This window comes from Olsenella sp. KH3B4 (assembly GCA_900111695.1).
Lineage (GTDB): Bacteria > Actinomycetota > Coriobacteriia > Coriobacteriales > Atopobiaceae > Tractidigestivibacter.
On record FOHD01000008.1, the window covers coordinates 24,546 to 47,646 of the forward strand.

At 64.0% G+C, this 23,101-nt stretch carries 17 protein-coding genes; 3 read left to right on the forward strand and 14 right to left on the reverse strand.

What is annotated here, in order from left to right:
* Positions 1-18: 18 nt before the first annotated feature.
* The 12 genes from hisF to BMX94_RS08250 form a co-directional block, all read right to left on the reverse strand.
* Positions 19-786 (reverse strand): imidazole glycerol phosphate synthase subunit HisF, encoded by a 768-nt coding sequence (hisF, locus tag BMX94_RS08195; RefSeq protein WP_091005481.1) that lies wholly within the window; start codon positions 784-786, stop codon positions 19-21.
* Between the two features lie 329 nt (positions 787-1,115).
* Complete coding sequence (locus BMX94_RS08200; protein ID WP_091005484.1) at positions 1,116-1,850, reverse strand: 1-(5-phosphoribosyl)-5-[(5-phosphoribosylamino)methylideneamino]imidazole-4-carboxamide isomerase; 735 nt, start codon at positions 1,848-1,850, stop codon at positions 1,116-1,118.
* Complete coding sequence (locus BMX94_RS08205) at positions 1,847-2,560, reverse strand: imidazole glycerol phosphate synthase subunit HisH (protein WP_091005486.1); 714 nt, start codon at positions 2,558-2,560, stop codon at positions 1,847-1,849. The genes BMX94_RS08200 and BMX94_RS08205 overlap by 4 nt, the downstream gene beginning before the upstream one ends.
* A complete protein-coding gene (gene hisB, locus BMX94_RS08210; RefSeq protein WP_091005570.1) occupies positions 2,560-3,147 on the reverse strand; it encodes an imidazoleglycerol-phosphate dehydratase HisB in 588 nt (195 codons plus the stop codon). Before hisB ends, BMX94_RS08205 begins: the two co-directional genes overlap by 1 nt.
* Before the next feature lie 2 nt (positions 3,148-3,149).
* Positions 3,150-4,241, reverse strand: coding sequence for a histidinol-phosphate transaminase (gene hisC, locus BMX94_RS08215; RefSeq protein ID WP_286160060.1), 1,092 nt, complete (start codon positions 4,239-4,241; stop codon positions 3,150-3,152).
* A gap of 5 nt (positions 4,242-4,246) precedes the next feature.
* Entirely contained in the window at positions 4,247-5,647 is a 1,401-nt protein-coding gene (hisD, locus tag BMX94_RS08220) for a histidinol dehydrogenase (RefSeq protein ID WP_177171385.1), read from the reverse strand.
* A 2-nt stretch (positions 5,648-5,649) separates the two neighbouring features.
* Entirely contained in the window at positions 5,650-7,320 is a 1,671-nt protein-coding gene (gene hisG / locus BMX94_RS08225) for an ATP phosphoribosyltransferase (RefSeq protein ID WP_177171386.1), read from the reverse strand.
* Between the two features lie 264 nt (positions 7,321-7,584).
* Positions 7,585-9,333, reverse strand: coding sequence for a murein biosynthesis integral membrane protein MurJ (murJ, locus tag BMX94_RS08230; RefSeq protein ID WP_286160061.1), 1,749 nt, complete (start codon positions 9,331-9,333; stop codon positions 7,585-7,587).
* Positions 9,330-9,833: a Cys-tRNA(Pro) deacylase gene (gene ybaK / locus BMX94_RS08235; RefSeq protein ID WP_091005488.1), complete on the reverse strand. Its 504-nt coding sequence runs from the start codon at positions 9,831-9,833 to the stop codon at positions 9,330-9,332. The genes murJ and ybaK overlap by 4 nt, the downstream gene beginning before the upstream one ends.
* Positions 9,834-9,836: 3 nt before the next feature.
* Complete coding sequence (uvrA, locus tag BMX94_RS08240; RefSeq protein ID WP_091005490.1) at positions 9,837-12,713, reverse strand: excinuclease ABC subunit UvrA; 2,877 nt, start codon at positions 12,711-12,713, stop codon at positions 9,837-9,839.
* Between the two features lie 875 nt (positions 12,714-13,588).
* Positions 13,589-14,119 carry a PTS cellobiose transporter subunit IIC gene (locus BMX94_RS08245; RefSeq protein ID WP_091005492.1) on the reverse strand — a complete coding sequence of 177 codons (531 nt, stop codon included), beginning with the start codon at positions 14,117-14,119 and terminating at the stop codon, positions 13,589-13,591.
* A gap of 95 nt (positions 14,120-14,214) precedes the next feature.
* Positions 14,215-16,707: a glycoside hydrolase family 3 C-terminal domain-containing protein gene (locus tag BMX94_RS08250; protein ID WP_091005579.1), complete on the reverse strand. Its 2,493-nt coding sequence runs from the start codon at positions 16,705-16,707 to the stop codon at positions 14,215-14,217.
* A gap of 361 nt (positions 16,708-17,068) precedes the next feature.
* Between BMX94_RS08250 and BMX94_RS08255 the strand changes: the two genes are divergently transcribed.
* The 3 genes from BMX94_RS08255 to BMX94_RS08265 are packed head-to-tail and all read left to right on the forward strand — an operon-like array spanning position 17,069 to position 20,450.
* Positions 17,069-17,779: a LytR/AlgR family response regulator transcription factor gene (locus tag BMX94_RS08255; protein ID WP_091005494.1), complete on the forward strand. Its 711-nt coding sequence runs from the start codon at positions 17,069-17,071 to the stop codon at positions 17,777-17,779.
* Positions 17,779-19,104, forward strand: coding sequence for an ATP-binding protein (locus BMX94_RS08260; protein WP_091005495.1), 1,326 nt, complete (start codon positions 17,779-17,781; stop codon positions 19,102-19,104). Before BMX94_RS08255 ends, BMX94_RS08260 begins: the two co-directional genes overlap by 1 nt.
* Complete coding sequence (locus tag BMX94_RS08265) at positions 19,101-20,450, forward strand: ATP-binding protein (RefSeq protein WP_091005497.1); 1,350 nt, start codon at positions 19,101-19,103, stop codon at positions 20,448-20,450. The genes BMX94_RS08260 and BMX94_RS08265 overlap by 4 nt, the downstream gene beginning before the upstream one ends.
* Before the next feature lie 320 nt (positions 20,451-20,770).
* On the opposite strand, the gene BMX94_RS08270 is transcribed toward BMX94_RS08265, so the two are convergent.
* Both BMX94_RS08270 and BMX94_RS08275 read right to left on the reverse strand, forming a co-directional pair.
* Positions 20,771-21,868 carry an extracellular solute-binding protein gene (locus BMX94_RS08270; protein ID WP_177171387.1) on the reverse strand — a complete coding sequence of 366 codons (1,098 nt, stop codon included), beginning with the start codon at positions 21,866-21,868 and terminating at the stop codon, positions 20,771-20,773.
* Positions 21,869-21,997: 129 nt separating this feature from the next.
* Positions 21,998-23,095, reverse strand: coding sequence for an ABC transporter ATP-binding protein (locus BMX94_RS08275; protein ID WP_091005500.1), 1,098 nt, complete (start codon positions 23,093-23,095; stop codon positions 21,998-22,000).
* Positions 23,096-23,101: the final 6 nt, after the last annotated feature.

The following is a 23,101-nucleotide window of genomic DNA, read 5'->3' on the forward strand; positions in this document are numbered from 1 at the left end:
ATGGCTGTGGGCGCTGGCCTAGAAGTCGAGCCTCACCGGGATGCCCTGGCTTGCCATGTACTCCTTCACCTGACGCACCGAATAGGTGCCAAAGTGGAAGACGCTCGCGGCGAGAACGGCATCGGCCTCGCCCTCGATGATGCCCTCGGCAAAGTGCTCGAGCGTTCCCACGCCACCCGAGGCGATCACGGGGATGCTCACCGCACGTGCGACGGCGCGGGTGAGCGGAATGTCGAAGCCGTCTTTGGTGCCATCGCGATCCATGCTGGTGAGGAGGATCTCGCCGGCGCCACGCCGCGCCGCCTCCTCGGCCCACTGAACGGCGTCGATTCCCGTGGGAATGCGACCGCCCGCGAGGTAGACCTCCCACTTGTCGCCCGGCCCCACCTGCTTGGCATCGATGGCAACGACCACGGCCTGGCTTCCAAAGGCGCTGGCCGCGCGTGTGATGAGAGAGGGGTCTCGCACGGCAGCGGAGTTGATAGAGACCTTGTCGGCGCCCGCCGAGACCATCACGCGGCACCCCTCGACATCGCGGAAGCCACCGCCCACGGTGTAGGGGATGTGCAGCTGGCTTGCGGCGCGCGAAGCAAGGTCAATCGTGGTCGAGCGATCGTCCGAGGTTGCGGTGATGTCGAGAAAGACCACCTCGTCGGCACCCTCGCGGTCGTACTTGGCCGCAAGCTCCACGGGGTCTCCGGCGTCGCGGAGGTCAACGAAGTTGACGCCCTTAACGACGCGTCCGTCCTTGACATCCAGGCAGGGGATGACCCTCTTTGTCAGCATGGTTACTCCCTTCGGAGGCCGTCGTGCTTGTCGCTGCGCTCGGCGCTCGCCGCCCTTGGGGCGGCTCGCTCGCTTCGCGACTCGCGCCGCGACAAGCACGACGGCCCGCAGTCGAACCCAACACGTACAAGCGGTCATCCCCTGACTGGAGCCTGGGACCAGGGCCTGACCTTCAAATAAACCAGAAGCCTAGCGACGTTGTGCGAGGGCGCGCCGCAGTCAGCTAGCCATTCCGAGGCGTGCCTTGCTTCTTGCGGGGCGAGTCGCGAAGCGAGCAAGCGCAAAGCGCGAGCGCCGAGCCCCGCAAGAAGCAAGGCACGCCCCACCACCTACCCGCACGCAGCGAGAGCGTCCTCGAGCGAAAGCGCGCCCTCGTACAACGCGCGCCCCGTTATGCAGCCCTCGACCACCTGTGGCCCAAGCGCCGCAAGCGCGCGGACGTCTTCCACGCTGGCGATGCCGCCCGAGGCCACCACCGGAAAACCCGCGACCTCGGCAATGTGGCGGTAGGCCCCGGGATCGACGCCCGTCTGCATGCCGTCACGCGCGATGTCAGTGAAGACAAGGTGTCGAAAGCCCATCTCTGCGAGGCTGGAAACAAGGTCGTCCGCCGCAAGCGAGCCGCCCTCGCGCCAGCCGTTCACCTTGACCACGCCGTCTTTCGCCGCAACGTCTGCGACTGCGGTGTCGCCAAACTCAGCAGCAGCCTGACGGGCGAACGAGGGATCACGCACGAGCGCAGTGCCCATGGCGATGCGCTTCACCCCAAGGTCTGCCAGACGCCGCATGGCCCCGATCGAGCGCACGCCGCCGCCAGCGTCGACCGAGAGCCCCTCGACCTGGCAGATCGCCCGTATCGCCTGGGCGTTTGCATCGCGCGCGACTTCGTCCTCACCGAGGGCACTGGAGAGGTCCACCACATGGACCCACTTCGCGCCACGGGCGAGAAAGTCACGCGCGACGGAGGCGGGGTCATCCGAGTAGACATCCATGCGCGAGCGGTCGCCGTTCGCGAGGCGCACCACACGGCCGCCCACGAGGTCGATCGCGGGGAAGAGAATCATCGGACGCCTCCAGCCCTCACGATGTCGACGAAGTTGGAGAGAATGACAAGGCCCGTTGCCGAGGACTTCTCGGGATGGAACTGCACGCCAAAGACGGGACCCTTGGCAACGGCGGAGCCAAAGCTGCGCGCGTAGTGCGTGCGGGCCGCCACAATCGCAGGGTCAACGTCATCCGCCAGCGCATAGGAGTGCGTGAAGAAGAAGTTCGCCCCCGAGGGCACACCGCGAAGGAGCTGGGTTCTCTCGCCCACCTCGGTTGGATAGACCTGGTCCCATCCCACGTGAGGCACCTTGAGCCGTCCGGAACGCAGGCGCGTGACCGAGCCGGAGAAGAAGCCAAGGCCGGCGACCCAGCGGTCGTCTCCGGGCGTGCCAGCGGCAACGGGCTCCTCGTTCTCGCGCGGGAGGCCCCGCTCGCCCGAGCGCTCCTCGCCACGGGAAAAGAGGAGCTGAAGCCCCAGGCAAATGCCCAGGAAGGGTACGCCGCGGCCAAGCGCGTCGAGAATGGCGTCTCCCTGGCCGGACGCATTCACGTACTCCATGGCGTTCTCGAAGCTTCCCACGCCAGGAAGCACCAGGCCGGAGGCCGAAGAGATGTCTGCCGGCGCGTCGGAAATGACCGCCTCACCTCCCACGGCGGCAAGGCCGTGCTGTACCGAGAGGAGGTTGCCCTTGTGGTAGTCGATAACGACGATCTTCGAGGATGCCATCAGAGCGCTCCCTTCGTGGACGGAATGCCCTCCACGCGCGGATCCGGCTCAACGGCGGCCCGGAGCGCACGGGCAAACGACTTGAACGTGGCCTCGAGGATGTGGTGGGCATTCTCGCCAGCAACCTCGCGCAGGTGGACGGTCATGCCGGCATCGCGCGCCAGGCCGCAGAAGAACTCGTGACCAAGCTCGGTGTCGAAGGTCCCCACCTTCTGGGGGCCAATGGGTACGTCCCAGTAGAGCTCGCCGCGGCCGGAGATGTCGACGGCCGCCATGATAAGGGCCTCGTCGAGCGGGACCAGGGCATCCCCAAAGCGACGGATGCCGCGCTTGTCGCCCAGCGCCTGGCACAGTGCCTGCCCCAGCACGATGCCCGTGTCCTCGACGGTGTGGTGGTCGTCCACCCAGATGTCACCCTTCACGTGAACCGTGAGGTCCACGAGCGAGTGGCGCGAAAGGGCCGTGAGCATATGGTCGAAGAACCCCACGCCCGTCGAGATGTCCGAGGTGCCGGTGCCGTCGAGATTCACCGTGACCTCGATGGAGGTCTCGGCCGTCTGCCGAGAGACGCTTGCCACGCGTGCCATGGTCATTCCCCCTTAAGGATGGACTTGAGGGCCGCCACCAGAAGGTCGTTCTCCTCGGGCTTGCCCACGGTGATGCGCAGACAGTCCGCAAGGCCCGGCGTGGACGAGAAGTCCCTCACCAGTATCGAGTGCTCGTCGCGCAGGCGACGCCACACCTCGTGGGCGTGCGGCACGCGGACGCAGAGGAAGTTGGCCTGGCTGGGCCACACGCGCACGCCAAGCGGCGCAAGCTCCTCAAGCATGCCAACGAGCCGTGCGCGGTCCAGGCGTATGGCCTGGATGGCCGGCTGGAACGCGTCGCGATGCGTGACGGCGGCGAGGGCCGCCGCCTGGTCGAGCACGCTCACCGAGTAGGGCTGGCGCACCGCGGCGAGTGCCGCCACCACGGGCGCGCTCGCAAGCACATAGCCCACGCGGGCTCCCGCCAGTGCAAATGCCTTGGAGAACGTGTGCAGGACGGCCAGGTTCTGGTACTCGCCCAGCAGGTCCTCGACGGTCGAGCCCGGGTCTGCGAACTCGATGTAGGCCTCGTCCACCAGCACGATGCCCGGGCATGCCTCGCAGAGTCGGCGCACCCCCTCACGCGGGAAGAGGTCGCCCGTGGGGTTGTTGGGCGAGGTCACGACCACGAGCGTTGCCGTGCGCGCGGCATCGACCAGTGCGTCTACGTTGGGGGCAAAGTCCTTCTCGCGGGGCACCTCGACCACGGGCGTCTCGACCATGGAGGCGTAGAGGCCGTAGACCGAGAAGGTGGGAGGGCAGCTCACCAGGGCATGCCCCGCACCGCCAAACGCCAGGAAGAAGTTGAAGAGAAGCTCGTCGCCGCCGTTGCCAACAATGACCTGCTCAGGCGCCACGCCATGCCATGCGGCAAGCTGTTCGCGGAGCTCGCCGGCAAGGGGCACGGGGTAGCGGTTCCACGCGGCGCTGGTCACTGCTTCTGCCAGCGCTGGCGCCACCTCGGGAGGGACGCCGTAGTTGTTCTCGTTTGCCGAGAGAACCACGTCCACGGGCGAGAAGGCCGGGTCATAGGGCTCGAGCGCAGCCGCGGACGGCCGCATGAGTGCACGGACCTTGGGTGTGATTCCTTCCATCGCCCCTACCCCTCGTAGCCAGGAAGCTTGGGCACGCCCGGCGTGTCGAGCGTGCGCGGCCACGCGGTGCGGGTGGCGTCCTCGCAAGCGGCAGCGGCGTCTGAGAAGTCCTTCTCGCCTTGCTCGGCAAGCTTCACTCGCAGGCCGGCAGAGAGAGCGTGCGCCCAGAGCCCCTCGGCCTGGGCCATTGCCTGGACGGCAGGCGCATCGGCGAGAAGCCCCTGTGGCGTGTAGGAGATGACGCTCGAGTGCTTCTGGAAGTCGTAGACACCAAGCGGGTTGGAGAAGCGCGCCGTGCCACCGGTGGGAAGCGTGTGGTCGGGGCCGGCAACGTAGTCTCCCAGGGGCTCAGAGCTCCACGCGCCCACAAAGATCGCGCCCGCGTTGCGCACGGAGCCAAGGAGCGACATGGCGTCCTCGCAGTGCAGCTCGAGGTGCTCCGGCGCCACCACGTTCACGGCCTCGACGGCGTCTGCCAGCGTCGCTGCGACAACCACGACGCCGCGGTCGTCGAGCGAGGCGCGGGTGATCTTCTCGCGCGGACTCTGCGAGACCAGGCGCTCGACGGCAGCAAGGACGCGATCCGGGAGCGACGCGTCGCAGGTCACAAGGTAGCAAGAGGCCATGGGATCGTGCTCTGCCTGGGCCATGAGGTCCGCCGCGACAACGACCGGGTCTGCGGAGGCGTCTGCAAGCACGCAGACCTCGGAGGGTCCGGCGATCATGTCGATGCCCACGTCGCCCGAGACGTGCCGCTTGGCAGCAGCCACGTAGGCGTTGCCGGGGCCCACGACCTTGTCGACGCGGGGAATGGACTCGGTGCCATATGCCACGGCGCCGATGGCCTGGGCTCCGCCCACGGCGAAGACCTCGTCGACGCCCGCAACGGAGGCAGCCGCCAGCGTGTAGGCCGAGAGTGTGCCGTCGCGCTGGGGCGGCGTCACCATGACCACGCGGCGCACGCCCGCGACCTTTGCGGGAATGGCGTCCATGAGCACCGTCGAGGGGTACTGGGCACGGCCACCAGGCACGTAGATAGCCACGGAGTCGAGCGGCGTCACCTTGACGCCCAGGATGGTACCGTCGGGGCGCGTCTCGAACCAGGAGTTCTCGCGCTGGCGCTCGTGGAACTCGCGAATCTGGCGGTACGCGCGGCGCAGAGACGAGAGGAACTCCTCGTCCACCATGCCGGGGGCGGCATCTACCAGCTCCTGCGGGACGCGGAACTCGCTCGGGCAGGCATCGTCGAAGCGCTGACAGTACTCGCGGACGGCAGCGTCTCCCCGCTCGCGCACGTCGTCCACAATGGCGGCAGCGCTCTCCATCACCTCGCGGGGCAGCGCCCCCGAACGGTTGAGGTCTGCCTGCGTGAGCGCCTGTCCGGCGGCAAGCGTGATCCTTCTCAAAGCTACTCCCCTCTCGTGACCTCGGCGAGACGTGTCGCCAGGTCGCGAATCCTCTTGTCGCAGCGGTATGCGGCCGGGCCCGCAAAGAAGCGGGCGGTGCACTCCATGACCTCGTCGACAACGACGAGGTCGTTCTCGCGGAGCGTGGTGCCCGTGGCCGTAATGTCCACGATGCGGTCGGTCATGCCCACAATGGGCCCAAGCTCGATGTTGCCATGCAGGGTCACGATGTCCACCTGCTGGCCGATGGAGTCGTAGTAGGACTGGGTTATGCGCGGGTACTTGGTTGCCACGCGCACGGTACCGCGCCAGGCATAGTTGCTCTCGGCAAGTCCCGCCTTGGCGCGTGGCTCGGCAACCACAAAGCGGCAGCCCCCAAAGCCGAGGTCGACCAGCTGCAGGACGTCCATGTTTGCCTCGACGAGCGAGTCGCGACCGCAGATGCCGCAGTCGCAGCCGCCGTGGCCCACGAAGGCGGGCGCGTCTTGGGCGCGCACGATCACGTACTCCACGTCTCCCTCGCGTACCGTGAGCTGGCGACCCGGATCGCGCAGGCCCTCAACGGGAAGGCCCGCCGCCTCGAGCACGCGGATGGCGTCTTTGAGGAGCGACCCCTTGGGGACCGCAATGCGCAGGGGCCTCTCGGCAAGTCTTACGCCGGGGGTGACCACGCCGGACTCGCCCGGCTCGCCGAGGATCTCCTGCAGGCGCTCGAGCGAGAGAGCAAAGCCGCAGGCAGCAGTGCCCTCCCGGCCGAGGTTGGCGAGAACCGCGTCGTAGCGGCCGCCCGAGGCCAAAGACGCCGCGATGCCCTCGGCGTAGCCTTTGAAGATGATGCCCGTGTAGTAGTCGAACGAGTTGATGATCGAGAAGTCGAAGGACGCACGGCCGTCGGCAAAGAGCTCGGAGAGCGAGCCCACCAGGCGTGAGAGCTCCGCGGTGCCGCGGGCGTCCTTCTCAACGCCGGCGGCTTCCAGGAGCTCGTCCAGCTCTGCGACCACCTCGGCGCCACCCACCAGGCGCGGGATGCGTTGGATTGCGCGTGCGGCGGTGGCATCCAGCTCGCCTGCCGCAACGGCCTTCTCGACCAGCTCGTCCAGCGAGACGAAATCGGAGTCGTGCACCAGGGCGAGCGCCTCTTCGCGGAAGCGCGCGCTGGGTGCGCAGGCGTCGAGCAGGGCCTTGAGCGGCGTGACCGAACCCAGCACGATGCGCCACGCAGGCACGTCAAGCGCGCCAAGGGTCTCGGCGAGCAGGCCAACGACCTCGTGCTCGGCGGCAGCGCCGTCACCGCCCACGAGTTCCACGCCCAGCTGGGTGAACTGGCGTGGCTGGCCCTTGAGCGAGGACTCCTCACGCACGACCGGCGCCTCGTAGCGAAGACGCACAGGCAGGTGGTCCGGGCTCACGCGCGTGGCGATCATGCGCGCGATGGGAAGCGTGAGATCCGGACGCAGGGTGAGGAGGCTGCCGTCCACGTCGAAGAGCTGGAACGGCAAACCCTTGATGCGACCCGCTCGCTCGAGCGCGTCACGCGACTCCAAGAGCGGCGTCTCGACCGGGAGGTACCCGTGCGCCGAGAAGACCTCGCGCACGGTGCCGGAGATGCGCTCGCGCGCGAGCGCCTCCTGAGGAAGGATGTCACGGAACCCGCTTGGTGTGCCTGCTATCACGCCTGCCCCTCTCCCCTACTGGTACGTAGAGCATACCGCTCTGACGCGACGGAAATTGCTACGTGCGCGACGGGCGTCACGCGCTTCTCATGCGCGGGGTGCTCCCCTCGCGTGGCGTCTCGTCTCGTGCGGTTTCTCGTCTCGTGCGCTGTCACTTTAGCATACTAAAGTGCCGTGCGCCGCGTAGACGCCAGGCACACAGAGCGTTAACGCGCCATTCATATGAGGAGAGCTGTGATGAGACAAAGGGACTGTCCCTTTGTCTCATCCGCGGCGGCGAGTGAAGCGGGCGAGAACGGACTTGATGAATCGCGCCTCGGGCACCTTGAGCAGCACCGCAAGCCCGTACGTCACCAGCACCGAGGGAATACCGGCCACCGCGCAGTACAGCAGCGCGAGAAACGTGTGGCCCTCGCAGCTGCCAAGCACAGCCGTGAGCACCCAGAGAATCGCGAGACCCGCAGCGGCGCCCGCAAGCCCGAGAAGTACCGACTTCACGAACGACCGCAGCACCGAGCCAAAGCCCACGCGCCCCAGAGACCCGCGCAGGTTCGCGATGGTCACGATGTCAACCAGCATGAAGAAGACAAAGGACGTCAGCGCAATCACGAACATGGAGCCCGTCTCGCCAAACCACGCCGGGTCAAGAAGCAGCAGCACGGCAACCTGACCGGCGCCGCCCACCACGTTTGCCAGCGCATAGACGCGCATCTGGCGCATGGACGAGGTCACCTTCTGGAAGTACATACCAATGCCGTAGAACGGCAGCGCGCAGGCAAGGCCGCAGATGTAGGCGGCTGTCATGCTCAGCTGGTCGGCAGTGAACTTGCCCGCCGCAACAAGCGACGCCAGCGGCATCGAGAAGGCAACAAGGTACATGCCAAACGGCACCATAAAGAAGAGGATCTGGCTCATGCCCGAGGTGACGCCACGCTTGAATCCGTCGATGTCGTCATGTGCAAACAAGTCGGAGAGCTCGGTGAACATAGCCGTGGTGATGGGAACGGCGAGAATGGCGTAGGGCAGCGTGTACCACAGCCGCGCATAGTAGATGACCGACGCGCCGGAGACCGAGACGGAAAGCGACGTGCTCTGCTGCACCGACGTGGTCACGAACGACGTGATCATGACCACCAGCGACGGAATGCCAATGGAGAGCGTGTCCTTGAGCGCGGGGTCATGCCAGTCGATGTGCCACGTAAGGCGGATGCCGTGCTTGCGCAGCGACGGCATCTGGACCAAGACCTGCACGGCCACGCCGGCGGGATTGCCAATGGCCAGGATCAGGGTTGCCAGCGTGGGGCTCACGTTCGCCAACGCCGCGTAGAGCAGGAACGAAGCCGTGATGACAAAGTTGTTGAAGATCGAGCTGGCGCTGCTCCAGAAGTAGTCCCTCTCGGCGTTGAGCACGCCCGAGAAGATCGACGAGAGCGAGTAGAGCACAACCTCCACCACGAAGAACCTAAAGAGGTAGGTCGCGAAGTCCGCGTCGAAGTCACTTGTCGCCGAGAAGGACTGCGTCCACACGAGCTGCGCGGCAAAGATGAAGCCGAGAATTGCCACCGCGCCCATGAGCAGGGTGACGATGGAGACGAGGTTCGAGGTGTAGCGGCTGGCGCCCTTCTCGCCCTCGCGCTGTTTGACCGACATGTAGACCGGTAGGAACGCCGTAACCAGCATGCCGCCCACGACGATCTCGTAGAGCTGGTTGGGGAGGTTGTTCGCCACGGAGTAGCAGCTTGCCACCATGCCGGCGCCAAGCGCAAAGCTCTGACCCCAGGTGCGGAAGAAGCCCGTGATGCGACTGACGACCACAAGGAAGCTCATGAGGGCGGCATTGCGACCAACCTGGTTCTCGGTGGACTCTGTCGCCTTCGGCTCGACGCCACCGGCGACTGCGACCGCCTTCGGCTCCGCGCCACCGGCGACTGCGACCGCCTTTGGCTCGGCTGTCTCTGTCTCCTTGCGCGCCGACGCCATGTGCCTCGGGTGCCTGCTGGGGTTGTCGCTCACCTGGTCTCCTCTCGGCAGATGTCAGCGTAGGTGGCGTCGCAGAACGAAACGAGGTCATTGGGGGCAAGGCGCAGAGAGAGCCCACGCCTGCCGCCCGAGATGCCAATCGTGTCGAAGAGCTGGGCCGTCTCGTCAATGAGCGTGGGAAAACGCTTCTTCATGCCCACGGGCGAGCAGCCCCCGCGCACGTAGCCCGTGAGACCCTCGAGCTCCTTGGTGGGAAGCATCGAGAGGCTCTTCTCGCCAGCCGCAGCTGCTGCCTTCTTGAAGTCGAGTTCCTCGCCCACGGGAATGCAGCACACCACGTACGAGCCAGAGGGAGCCACCGTTACCAGCGTCTTGAACGACGAGTCGGGGTCCACGCCCGCCTCAAGCGCCATGCGGAGCCCCAGCCCGCGCGTGAAGTCGTCCTCCTCCACCTCGCGGTAGGTGAACGAGATGCCCGCGCGCTCGAGTTCGCGCATGGCGTTGGTCTTCTGGAACTTCTCACGCTTCGCCATGTCTTAGGCCTCCTCGGCAGCAAGTCGCGCCCGGTCGCGCTCAAGAATGCGGGCAAGGTAGCGGCCGGTATAGCTCTCGGGGACCTTGGCAACCTCCTCGGGCGTGCCGTACGCCACCACCGTGCCGCCGCCGTCTCCGCCCTCGGGACCAAGATCGAGCACGCGGTCGGCCATCTTGATCACGTCGAGGTTGTGCTCGATGACAAGGACGGTGTTGCCGGCGTCCACCAGGCGCTCGAGCACGTCGATGAGCTGGCGGACGTCCTCGAAGTGTAGGCCCGTCGTAGGCTCGTCGAGGATGTAGAAGGTCTTGCCCGTCTGCTGACGGTGGAGCTCCTTGGCCAGCTTCACCCGCTGAGCCTCCCCGCCGGAGAGCGTGGTGGCACTCTGACCCAGGTGGATGTAACCCAGGCCAACATCGTGCAGGGTCTGCAGCTTGTTCTTAATGCGCGGGATGTTGGTGAAGAAGGCCAGGGCCTCGTTCACCGTCATGTCCAGCACGTCCGAGATTGACTTGCCGTGGTAGGTGACCTCGAGCGTCTCTCTGTTGTAGCGCTTGCCGTGACAGACCTCGCAGGGCACATAGACGTCGGGCAGGAAGTTCATTTCGATCTTGATCTGTCCGTCGCCCTTGCACGCCTCGCAACGGCCGCCGGGCACGTTGAACGAGAAGCGACCGGGGCTGTAGCCGCGCGCACGGCTCTCGGGCGTGGAGGCGAAAAGCGCGCGCAGGTCGTCCCAGAGACCGATGTAGGTTGCGGGGTTGGAGCGCGGGGTGCGGCCGATGGGGCTCTGGTCGATGTCGATGACCTTGTCGACGAGCTCTACGCCCTCGAGCTTCTTGTACGGGCCAACCGGCCGCTTGGAGCGATGAACCGCATTGGTGAGCGCCGGTGCCAGCGTGTCGGTGACGAGTGAGCTCTTGCCCGAGCCCGAGACGCCTGTGACCACGGTGAGCGTGCCCAGCTCGACCTTGGCGGTTACGTTCTTGAGATTGTTCGCGCTGGCACCTGTGATCTTGATCGCACCGCGTCCGGGCTTGCGACGCTCCTCCGGAAGGCGAATCTGGCGTCGCCCGGTGAGGTATGCGCCGGTAAGGGAATCGGGACTCGCCTCAATCTGCTGCGGCGTTCCGGCAGCCACCACGTGTCCGCCCAGCTCGCCCGCGCCGGGACCCATATCGATTACGTAATCCGCCGCGAGGATGGTGTCCTCGTCGTGCTCGACCACGATCACGGTGTTGCCCATGTCACGGAGGCTCTTGAGCGTTGCGATGAGGCGGTCGTTGTCGCGCTGGTGAAGGCCAATCGACGGCTCGTCCAGGATGTAGAGGACACCCATGAGACCGGCGCCGATTTGGGTGGCAAGGCGGATGCGTTGCGCTTCTCCGCCTGAGAGTGTCGCCGCGGCACGGCTGAGCGTAAGGTAGTCGAGGCCCACGTTCACCATGAAGCGCAGGCGCGCCTTGACCTCCTTCACGATGGGGCCGGCGATTGCCTGCTGGCGCTCGGGAATCTCGAGTGCCTCGAAGAACGCCAGGCAGTCACGGCACGAGAGGTCGCAGACCTCGTTGATGTTCTTGTCGCCCACCGTAACGGCCAGGATTTCGGGCTTCAGGCGCGCTCCGTGGCACGTGGGGCAGGGCACCTCGTGGATAAAGCGCTCGAGGTGCGTCTTCATGGTCTCCGAGGTGGTCTCCTGGTACTTGTCAAAGAGAATCTTGCGCACGCCGGAGTACGTGGTGAACCAGTGCGTGTTGCGGCCGTCGCGGGTGCGGTAGTCCACGCGGATCTTGGTGGTGCCCAGACCGTCAAGAAGCGCCTTCTGCACCTTCTTTGGCAAGTCCTTCCAGGGCGTTTGGTCCGAGGCGCCAAGGTGCGCGCAGACGGCGGAGAGAATCTGCGGGTAGTAGTTGGAGTGCCCGAAGATCGACCCAAAGACGCCCTCGGCAACGGAGAGCGAGGGGTCGTCGATCAGAGCCTCGGCGTCCACGACCTTGCGGAACCCTAGGCCGTCGCAGTCGGGGCAGGCGCCGTAGGGAGCGTTGAACGAGAAGTCGCGCGGCTGCAGGTCATCAATCGAGTGCCCGTGGATGGGGCAGGCCAGGGCCAGCGAGTACTGCAGCAGCTCACCGGGCATGGCCTCGGGGTCGTCACGGTCGGGCAGGAGGTAGACGCCAACCTTGCCGGCAGCCAGCTTGGTCGCCTGCTCGATGGCCTCAACAATGCGGTTGAGCGAGTTCTCGCGAATCACGATGCGATCCACCACGACCTCGACCGTGTGCTTGAGCTTCTTCTCAAGACGGACCTCGCCGTCGAGCTCGCGCACCTCGCCGTCGATGCGCACGCGGCTAAAGCCCTCGCGGCGCAGGTCCTCGAAGAGCTTGGTGTACTCGCCCTTGCGACCGAGGACCACAGGCGCAAGCACCAGCGCGCGGCGACCCTGTCCCTGTGCCAGAACCTTGTCGGCAACCTGGTCGGTTGTCTGGCGCTCGATCACGCGACCGCACTCCGGGCAGTGGGGCACGCCCACGCGCGCAAAGAGAAGGCGCAGGTAGTCATAGATCTCGGTGACGGTGCCCACCGTGGAGCGCGGGTTTCTCGACGTTGTCTTCTGGTCGATGGAGACCGCCGGCGAGAGGCCGTCGATAGAGTCAAGGTCGGGCTTGTCCATCTGGCCCAGGAACTGGCGAGCGTAGCTCGAGAGGCTCTCGACGTAGCGACGTTGGCCCTCGGCGTAGATGGTGTCGAAGGCGAGGCTCGACTTGCCCGAGCCGGAAAGGCCCGTGATAACCGTGAGCTTGTCGCGCGGGATGCGCACGTCGACGTTCTGCAGGTTGTGCTCGCGGGCCCCGCGTATGACTATGGAGTTGGATGCCATGTGAGGTGGCTCCCCTCGTCGTTGCTTGCGTGTCTGGTAGCTGGCTCTGCGGGCAAGCGGTAGATGCCGTTTCTCGCAGACGTTTTTTGTCAGCCTTTGAGTTTAGCTAAGCGGTGCCCCAGAGCGCAGCCGAGACCTTCTCGCACACGTTGCGGCAACAATTCGTACGATTGAGGAGGACGGACGAGAAGAGGCCCCGCCCTGCTGAATTAGTGATACCTACGCCGCAAGGAGTCCAGCATCAAACGCTAACCGAGAGAGTGTCGAGCACAGGAACGGCAGACATTACTATCGTTGCAGGAGGTGATGAACCCCAAATACAAGCACCCGGCCAATGGGGCCAGGCGCTACGCAAGACAAACTAGCCGGGAAGCCCCCTCTGTTGCTTGCATCATTTGTCATGACGCAGGCAATCTCTTATGTCAGGAGGCACAGATGAATCAATACAGACGTAGGTATTAATGCTCATAGCCCTCCTATACCACTTTCCTCTGCACAGTTTCGGGAGAGAGCTTCAATTGGGAGAGTACCCACGCAACTTATCGGTTGAATGTTGACACTGTGGGCGGAATGGGATCGACAGTAGCAGTTCTCCAGGCACTGATGGAAGGCACAACCCTGCACACGTTGCCAACTAGGAGGTGAGGCTATGAAATACGCAGGCCTGGGTGCGCCTGAGCCACTGATTATTGCGTGCGTTGCCATAGTGGTTGTGGCTCTCCTGCTTGTCGTACGTTCAATCACCAAGAAGCGATAGGTTAGTACCCAAGAAGGACGTAACTTGCCATTTTCCCCAAAGAAGGTGGCCCGCCCCGTAATAATCAGGGCGGGCCACCTTGATAAGCCGTCGTAACGCCGCGACACTACGGAATCCGCTACGCCTCCTTGGCCTCGGCCTTCTTGTCCTTGGAGTCCGGCATGATCCAGAACTTGAGCAACGGGAAACTCACGACGACGGCTGCCAGCGTGTTCACAAAGGAGGCCACGGTGCCGGAGAGGCCCGCATCCCAGCCAAAGGTGCCCTGGCAGAAAGCCGTCACATAGCTCGGGAGGATGAGGTTGACCACCACGATGAGCACGGCAAGAAGCGCGTACTTCCAGGCCGCATCCTTGAAGGAGGTGTCGGAGTCGAACACCAGGAACATCTGCACGAAGAAGTTCACAACCTGCGCCAGCACCTCGGCGATGAGGAACGTGACAAAACCGCCCAGGTAGTTGGAACCGGGGGTGGTGTAGTCAAACAGCAGGAACTTGAACGGGCTGTTTAGCTGCATCGCATTGATGAAAATCGCGGTACCCACCCACGTGCACACAAAGCGCGTGATGGTGGAGATGTTCGACAGAACGCTGAACTTGATGAACTGCCAGAGCGTCTTGTGCTCCTCGGTCCAGGTCTTGAAGCTCATCTACTTGCCCCTTCCTTCCCGGCCACCCGGCCGATCAACCTACTTCCACACACGGCCGCACCAACCCACCCGGCAGCGCAGCCACTTCGCGAGAACTACTTGCCCGCAGTGTTAAGCGCACTCGTGGTACGCACATTGCCAACGAGGTTTGCAACAAAGGCAAGAAGAATCGGCACGAGGAACCAGAGGAACCACACCAGGATGAAGCCCTCACCAGTCGCGAGCTTGACGAGCAGTGCCGGCACGATGCCCGCAAGGCCCCACCACCTGATCTCGCGCACGATGGCGTCGACCATGCCCACCGAGACCATGCCATTGGTCATCTTGGCAAGCGCGCGCAGCGGCATGTTCCAGATGAACAGCACGTTGAGGTTGGGCTTGCCCGAGGCGTCCGCGGCGCGCTTCATGGCAGCCAGCACCAGCCACACAATCCAGAAGATGGGTGAACGGCCGTGATTGAGGTCGCAGAAGCACATGTTGCGGTCGATGCGGACCTTGGGGCTGGGGATGGGGTGCCCGAGAAGTGCCGCAAAGTGAGCATCGTCCACAGTCTGGACCCTACCCGTCTCGTAGGGCGAAACGTCCACGTTGGCATAGGGGTTGGCCGCATTGGTGCCCGCGACCTCGACAGTCCCCACAAGCCGAATGTCCTCGCTGGAGGCACCGACGCGCAGTTCGTAGGTGCCAGCCTCGACCTCCCAAGCGCCGGTAGCCACGTTAAAGTAGCGGAACGCCTTGTCGTCCAGGGCAATGCTCACCTGCTTGCCCTCGTGCGGCGCAAGGTCTACGCGCGCAAAGCCCTTGAGCTCCTGGGCGGCGCGGAACACGTCGTGGTTGGGCTTCGCCACGTAGAGCTGGCAGACCTCGGTGCCCGCACGGTCACCGTCGTTGGTAAGCGTGAAGGTCACGCCTTCGGACGTCGCCGCAAGATCGCTGTACGAGAAGCTCGTGTACGAGAGGCCATAGCCAAACGGGTATGCCACCTCGACGCCCGCCGTCTGGTAGTAGCGGTAGCCCACGTAGATGCCCTCGCGGTACTCGGCGCTCATGCCCTGCGCCGGGAAGCGGTCGGCCGTGGGCGTGTCGGCAAGACGCTTGGGCCAGGTCTCCGTGAGCTTGCCGGAGGGGTTCGCCCGCCCGCACACCAAATCGAGCGCCGCACCAGCACCTGCCTGACCGCCAAGCGCGAGGTAGAGCACCGCGCGCGCGTCTGTCACCCAGTCCGTCTCGACGGAAGAGCCAGCCGAGAGGAGCACAACCACGTTGGGGTTCACCTGCGCGATGGCGTGCAGGAGCTCAACCTGGTTGTCGTTCAGGCGCATGTCGCGACGATCCGCGCCCTCGGATTCCGCGATCTCGTCCAGCGCCAGGCACGCAATCACGACATCGGCGTGCTTTGCCAGGTCGATGGCCGCGTCACGCTTGGCGGCATCCTCGCCGCCGTGACGGAGGAAGCCCTGCTCGTACCCAACAAGGGTGAGGCCGCTCTCCCCCACTAGGTCGAGCACGTTGTCTACCTGCGTGGAGTTGACCGCGGAGGAGCCGGCGCCCTGGTAGCGCGGCTCGCGGGCAAAGTCGCCCACGAGGGCAACCTTGGTTCCCGCGGCAAGCGGAAGCAGCGCGCCCTCGTTCTTGAGAAGCACGGCGCCCTCGGCGGCCGCCTGGCGCGCAAGCGCGTGGTGGCCGACCTTGTCAAACTCGCCCGTGGCGCTCTCCACAGCAGGATGCGTGGAGAGGACCAGCTCAAGCGCATCGTCCACGCAGCCGTCCAGCACGTCTTCGGAGAGGCGACCGGAGTGCACGGCGGCCACGAGCTGACGCACGGAGTCCATGCCAGGCGCGGGCATCTCGAAGGTGGAGCCTGCCGCCACGCCCTCAACGTGATCGTTCGAGCCGCCCCAGTCCGTCACCACAGCACCGTCGAAGCCCCACTCATCGCGCAGGATATCGCGAAGCAGGTGGCGGTTCTCGTTGGCATAGGTGCCGTTGATCAGGTTGTAGGAGCTCATGATCGACTTGGGGTGGACCTCGCGAACCACGATCTCGAAGGCGGTGAGGTAGTTCTCGCGCAGGGTGCGCTCGTCAAGCACCGAGTTCGACGCCTGCCGGCGGGTCTCCTGGCTGTTGGCCGCAAAGTGCTTGGGACACGCGGCGACGCCCTTGGACTGGATGCCACGCACGTAGGAGGCAGCCATCTTGCCAGCAAGGTAGGGATCCTCGGAGAAGTACTCGAAGTTGCGTCCACAGAGCGGCGAGCGCTTCATGCACAGGCCCGGACCCAGGAGCGTGCCCACGCCCTGGGCCGCGGCCTCCTCGCCAAGCGCCTCGCCGATCTTCTCGCCCAGCGCCTCGTCCCAGGTGTTTGCCACCGTGACCGCCGTGGGGAAGCAGGTGGCGGGCTCGGAGCCCGCGATTCCCAGGTGATCGGCAGCACCAAGCTGGTGACGCAGCCCGTTGGGGCCATCGGAGAACTCCATCTCGGGAATGCCGAGGCGCTCCGAGCCCCAGCTCCCAAAGGTCGTGGCCCCCTGGAGAAGCGCGCACTTCTCCTCCAGCGTCATCTTCCCGATAATGTCCGCGTGCTTCATCGAACCCGCTCCCTTGCTTGCCTGGCGCATGCGTGCGCCCCTTGTCTTCCACAACTCTATTTCCTCGCCCGACTCGCGAGGGAAACGTGGCACATTCGGTCAACCAGCTGCCACGAATGGCCCGTCTGGACGCTCGGCGTTCCCGGGCCAGACCCCGCGCGCGGCGAGGAGAACCTCCTCCATGCGTAACAGTAGGTCGTGCGGTCGCAGCGGCACGACCGGGGGCGTAACCCGTCAAAACTGGGTCGCGGACTGCAACGACACCGCGCAGGCGTACGACCGCTCGAAGGAAACGATTGGGAGGTGCCGCCCACGCATGCCTTCCTTCACGTACCATATTCACCGGGGATAGGGGGGACACATGTATCGCATACTCATGGTCGAGGACGACGAGCGCGAGGCCGAGACGCTCCGTCACAGTCTTGAGCGCTACGCACGCGAGAACAACTTGGAGTTCCAGGTAAGCTGGGAGAAGTCCGCCTTGGGCGCCACGTCGGGCGACGCCAAGTTCGACCTCATCTTCATGGACATTGGGCTTCCCGGCATCAACGGCATGGAGGCGGCCACGCTCATCCGCACCTACGACTCCGAGACGCCCATCATCTTTGTGACCAACCTCGCGCAGTATGCAGTGCGCGGCTACGAGGTGGACGCCCTCGACTTTGTGGTGAAGCCCGTCTCGTACTTCAACTTCCGGATGCGCATGGACAAGGCGATGCGCATCCTCAAGAGGAACTCCGGCATGAACGTGGTCGTGACGTCCCACGACGGACTGCGCGTAATCCCGGCGGCAGAGCTGGTGGCCGTCGAGGTCTCCAACCACAGCCTTGTCTACCACCTCGCCGACGGGCAAACGTACGTGGTGCGCGGAAGCCTCTCGAAGACCGAGGAGGAGCTCTCGCAGGCACCCTTCGTGCGGATCTCGAACAGTTGCCTGCTCAACATGGCGTTCGTGCGCACCGTTACCGGCTCGGAGGTGCGCACCACCACGGGCGAGACGTACTTCTTCAGCCGCTCCAAGCGCCGGGCTGCCGTCGACGAGATAGCCAAGTACCTGGGCGGATCCATCTGATGGACGTCATCCTTGCGGCAAGCTCGCTCGAGACGGTCGCACAGATTGCGGTGGCCATGCTCCTGTTTGCCTGGTCGCTCCACAGAAGGCCGCGCTTCTGGGCGCGCCTCGCTGGCCTTGCCGTAGCGGCAGCCGCCCTCACACTTGTGGGCGTCGGGGTTGCGGGCGCAACAGGCATCTCCACGAGCGCAGGCCCCTCGCGCGTGCTGGCAGAGTTCGCGCTCTTCTCGCTTCTGCTCGTGGTGTCCGTGCCGGTGCTTCTCGCCCTCTTCGACACGTCGGTGTGGGTGGCACTCTTCTTTGCCACCACGGGATACACCCTGCAGAACCTGGCAAGCGGAGCCGAAGGGTTTCTCGTCTTTCTTCTGGGGCCGCGGCCCCTCCCCCTCCAACTGGCAGAGACCGCCGCCGTCACCGCCATCGTCTACCTTCTGGGGTACGTTGCCTTCGCTCTGCCGGTGAGACGCCACCGCCTGACCGATGTCGAGGACCGCACCATGCTGGTGGTCGTGGCGGCGGTGATTCTCGTGGTCATTGCCTTCGACCTGGTGAACAAGACGCTTCCCGGGCTGAGCGCGAGCGCAAATGACGTGGTGCTCCTGCGCGTGATCCACGGCATCTCCTGCGTGTTCATGCTCACCGTTGAGTTCGAGCTTCTCTACACGAGGAGCCTGCGCACGAACGTCGCCGCCATGGAGCGCGCCCGCGCCGATGACGCCAAGGGGCTGGCGGCCTCGCGCATGAACGCACAGGCCATCAACGTGCGCATGCACGACATCCGCCACCAGCTGCGCGACCTCGAGGCCTTGGGCTTTGTGGGAACCGAGGCGCTCGTCGAGCTGGAGCGTCAGCTCGACGTCTACGATGCCGCCGTGAAGACCGGAAACGTCGCCCTGGATACCGTGCTTACCGAGAAGGGCCTGGCATGCGAGCGAGAGGGCATCTCGCTGGGCTGCGTGGCCGATGGTGACGTGCTCTCGTTCATGGCGCCCGCCGATATCTACTCGCTTTTTGGAGACGCCGTCGACAACGCGATCGAGGCCGTCGAGAAGCTCGACGAGCCCGAGAAGCGCGTAATCGACCTGACGGTGAGAAGCACCGGAGGCATGGTAAGCGCGCACGTCGAGAACTACTTCCGCGGGGACGTGAGGCTCTCGAACGGCCTGCCGCTGCGTCAGGCGTCCCAAGACGCCCGCGGCTATGGAGCTCGTCACATGCGCGCCGTGGCGGAGCGCTACGGCGGCTCGATCACCACCAGCACCGATGGCGACCTTTTCCGTCTCGACGTGCTCATACCGCTTCCCGAAAAGGAGGTGCAACAGTGAGCACAACCGTCGCTGCCATCATGACGAGAGCGGCCGTCATCCTCGGCGTGACCATCTCCTCTCAGCTGGTGGTCGCCATAGCCATGTTTGCCACCCTGCTTCCCCGGCGCAGGCTTCTCGCGGCGCGCGCGGTCACGTCCTGCGTCGCGTTGACGCTCATCTCGATTGCGCTCTACAGGAACTCGCTCATCGTCTCGGTCTTTTCGACGCGGACGGTCTCGTTTGCGGCGGAGGCGCTGGACTTTGTCGCCATGCTTGCGCTTATTGTGGCCGGGCTGGTCTTCTGCTACCAGGTATCCATCTGGACGGCGCTGTTCTGCGCGACGGCGGGCTACCTCATCCAGAACCTCGCGAGCTGCGTGACGTACTCGGCGTTCCTGCTGGTGGAGGGCACCGGGACAAACATGTCGAGCGAACTTTTCCTCCCGCTCAACCTTGTGGGCATGGCCGCGGTCTACCCCGTGTGCTACTGGTTCTTTGTGAGGCCCATACGCAAGAATGGCCTGGTAGAGATTGAGAACAAGAAAATCCTCCTGGTACTTGCGCTGGTGGTTCTCATCGCCATCGTCTTTGACATGGAGAACAAGCACCTGCTTGCGGCCGGCATTCCCGTGCCGTACGTGATGGTGCTGCGCGCCGTTCACGACGTGATCTGCGTCTTCTCGCTGGTGCTGGAGTTCGAGATGCTCTACTCGCGCCGGCTGGAGTCCGACGTGGCGTCCCTTGAGCGCATGGACGCCGACCAGGAGGCTCACTACAACCTCATGCGCGAGAGCGTCGAGGCCGTAAACGCGCGCATGACGGCACTGCGCAGCCGTGTGCGCGCCGCGGCGCGCGAGGGTGGCGCCGACGCGGAAAAGCTCAAGGAGCTGGCAAGCGAGACGCGCATGGTCGAGCTCAAGCTCAAGACCGGAAACGATGCCCTGGATGCGCTGCTCTTCGTCAAAGGCCTAGTATGCGAGCGCGAGGGCGTGACCCTCTCGTGCATCGCCGACGGATCAGCGCTGGACTTCATGGACCCCGTGGACATCTACTCGCTGGTGGGCAACGCCCTCGATAACTCCCTGGATGCCGTGCGCAAGGTGGCCGACCCCGAGAAGCGCGCGATTGGCCTGGTGGCGCGACGCAGCGGTGACATGCTTACGCTGAATGTGACCAACTACTATGTTGGCAACGTCACGATGGTCGACGGACTGCCCCAGACCACGGCCGCCGACCCCACCGGACACGGCTTAGGGTCGCACTCCATGCGGGACGTTGCCGAGAAGTACGGAGGCACCGTGACCTTCAGCAGCGACCGCGACCTTTTCCACGTGAACGTGCTGATACCGATTCCAGAGGAGTAGGGGTACGGCGGCGCTCCAGCGGCGGCGCAGGTGCCCCGGTGGCCGCGCAGGTGCCCCGGTGGCTGCGCAGGTGCCGCGGAGACTCCCACGGCTACCGTCCCAGGATCTGTTGAGAAGGAAATCGACGTTTTCGTTGTGCGAGACGCTGTTATGTGTCGAATTCCTTCTCAACAGCGCTCTCCGGACCGGGCTCGGAGGAGTAGAGCCATCGACATGACACGTGGATGCTTCGCCACGTTCGCAGCCCGCAAAGAAAGCGGGCATCGGATGCTCGACGTATGTCAGAACATCCGACACCCGCAAACCGTCTTTGCTACTCCTTACACGTTAACTGTACGCTGGAACTCGTCAATCCACTCGCTCTTATGCTCGTTAATGTAGGAGTCGTCGAACTCTTTGAGGTTTGCCATGGCATCGTCACCGTATGCGAGATAGGTCTTAAGGCTATCGTCCATGGTGGCGTTTTTGTTAACCGGAGCCTCATTCATGACCGAAGCGATTTGGTCCTGGGTGTCTTTCGAGATCATGTACTCGACGAAGAGCTGCGCGAGGTCGGGGTTCGCACAACCCTTCACCACGTTCACGGACGCCGGTGCCGCAAAGGAGCCCTCGCTTGCGTTCACCCACACCATGTCCAAACCAGACTCGGAAAGACTCGGCATGTTAATGTCCATGAAAACGGCAATGGAGTCCTCACCCGTAGAGAAGGCGGTCACAACATCCGAGGAAGTCGTATACCAAAGGTTGATATTGTCCTTCTTCTCTTGAAGTAGGCTCATGGCAGGGCTCACGTCCTCCTGACTGCCACCAAGCTCCTCGGCAAGCGTCACCAGTAGGTAGGGACCGGCAGTTGAGGTCATATCAGGCAGCGCGACCATACCAGCGTACCTATCGTCAAAGAGATCCTTGTACGAGGTGGGGTAATCCACGCCCTTCTCGTCGAGCGCCGTCTTGTTGTACATGATGCCATAGCGACACACCGAGTAAACCGGTCCATAGCCATTTTCATCCTTTGCAAAATCGTAAAGCTCGTCGAGACTCGTGACTTTGGAGGCATCAATCTTCTCGAACAAATCCTCCCCCTCCCCGGTGATAGCAAAGCTCTTAGTGAGAAATGCGACGTCGGCGGTAGGATCTTGCTTCTCAGCAACCAGCTTGTTCAGACGATCAGAGTTACCACTCGTCGGATCAACCACAATGGTGCAGTTATACGTGGACTCAAAGTCCGCAGCGAGGGTCTTGAGGCCGTTCTCAGCCCACCCCCACGTGGCAACAACAAGCTCAGCGCCACCAAAGTCAGCCCCGGAAGAGGAAGCATCTCCGCTCGTCTGAGGTGTGCTCTCTTCGTCATCGCAGGCGGCCAGCCCAAGCGCCGCCAAGCTTGCCGCCGAGAACCCCAAGAAGTTCCTACGAGTCATGCCTTTCATACCGTCCCCATTTCCCTCGTGTATACAAAACGCGAACACCGCCCATGCGGTGGTAGTGCCTCAAACCTGACCGGGAGGCGTCTGCAAAACACGGCAGAGTGACCATTCCGGCCAGATGAATCAATTTGCGTCTTGGCCCTTTTCGACGTAGACGCAGATGCTATCCGCCGGCAGCTCAACCTCTACCTCATCGCCCTCAGATAGATCGCACCGACCGACAATCGAGGGGAAAAGACTCTCCGCAAAGGCGCCAGTAACCTCCAGTCGGGTCGCATGGCCGCGGTAGGTCTTATGTGCAATAACGCCGGAGACAATACCCTGCTCACCTTCCGAAGCACCCTTCGACGGTCTCACGGAGATGTTCTCGGAGCGAATGGCGAGAATCGCAGGCATGCCGGCTTCCATGCCCACAGCCATATCCTTCTCCACGAGCACGCGTTTGCCCGAGCAGTTAAATGCAACGCAGTCTCCCACCTGACCCTGACAATTCCCACGCAGGAAGGTCTGGAACCCCATGAAGTCGGCGACAAAGGGCGAGCTGGGGTGGTCGAAAACCTCCTCGGGAGTCCCCAGCTGCATAATTTCGCCATGCCTCATCACGGCAACCCGGTGAGCCAGCGAAACCGCCTCCTCCTGATCGTGCGTGACGATGATGGTCGTAATGCCGAGCTCACGCTGGATGCGCTTAATCTCGACCTGCATCTCGACGCGCAGCTTTGCATCAAGGTTGGACAGCGGCTCGTCAAGCAAGAGGATTTGCGGCCGCGTCACCAGCGCTCGTGCAAGCGCCACTCGCTGCTGCTGGCCACCGGAGAGTCTTCTGGGATACTCGTCGCCAAGATCCGGAAGGCGCACCATAGCGAGCGCCTCGTCGACACGTTTACGTGTCTCCTCCGGCGGCACCCTCCTCATACGCAGGCCAAACGCAACGTTGTCATAGACGGACATATGGGGAAACAGCGCGTAGTTCTGGAAAAAGATGCCTATGTTTCGCTTATACGCAGGAACGTTGGGACCAAGCTCCTTGCCATCAACGACCACTTTGCCACTAGTTGGCGTTTCGAAGCCCGCAATCATTCTGAGCGTTGTAGTCTTTCCACATCCCGATTCGCCGAGAAGGGCAAGCATCTCGCCATCTGCAACGGAAAGGCTCAAATCCTTAACTGCGGTCACGCGCTTGTACTCCTTGCGCAAGTGGACCAGCTCGAGTGTTGCCATGAATAC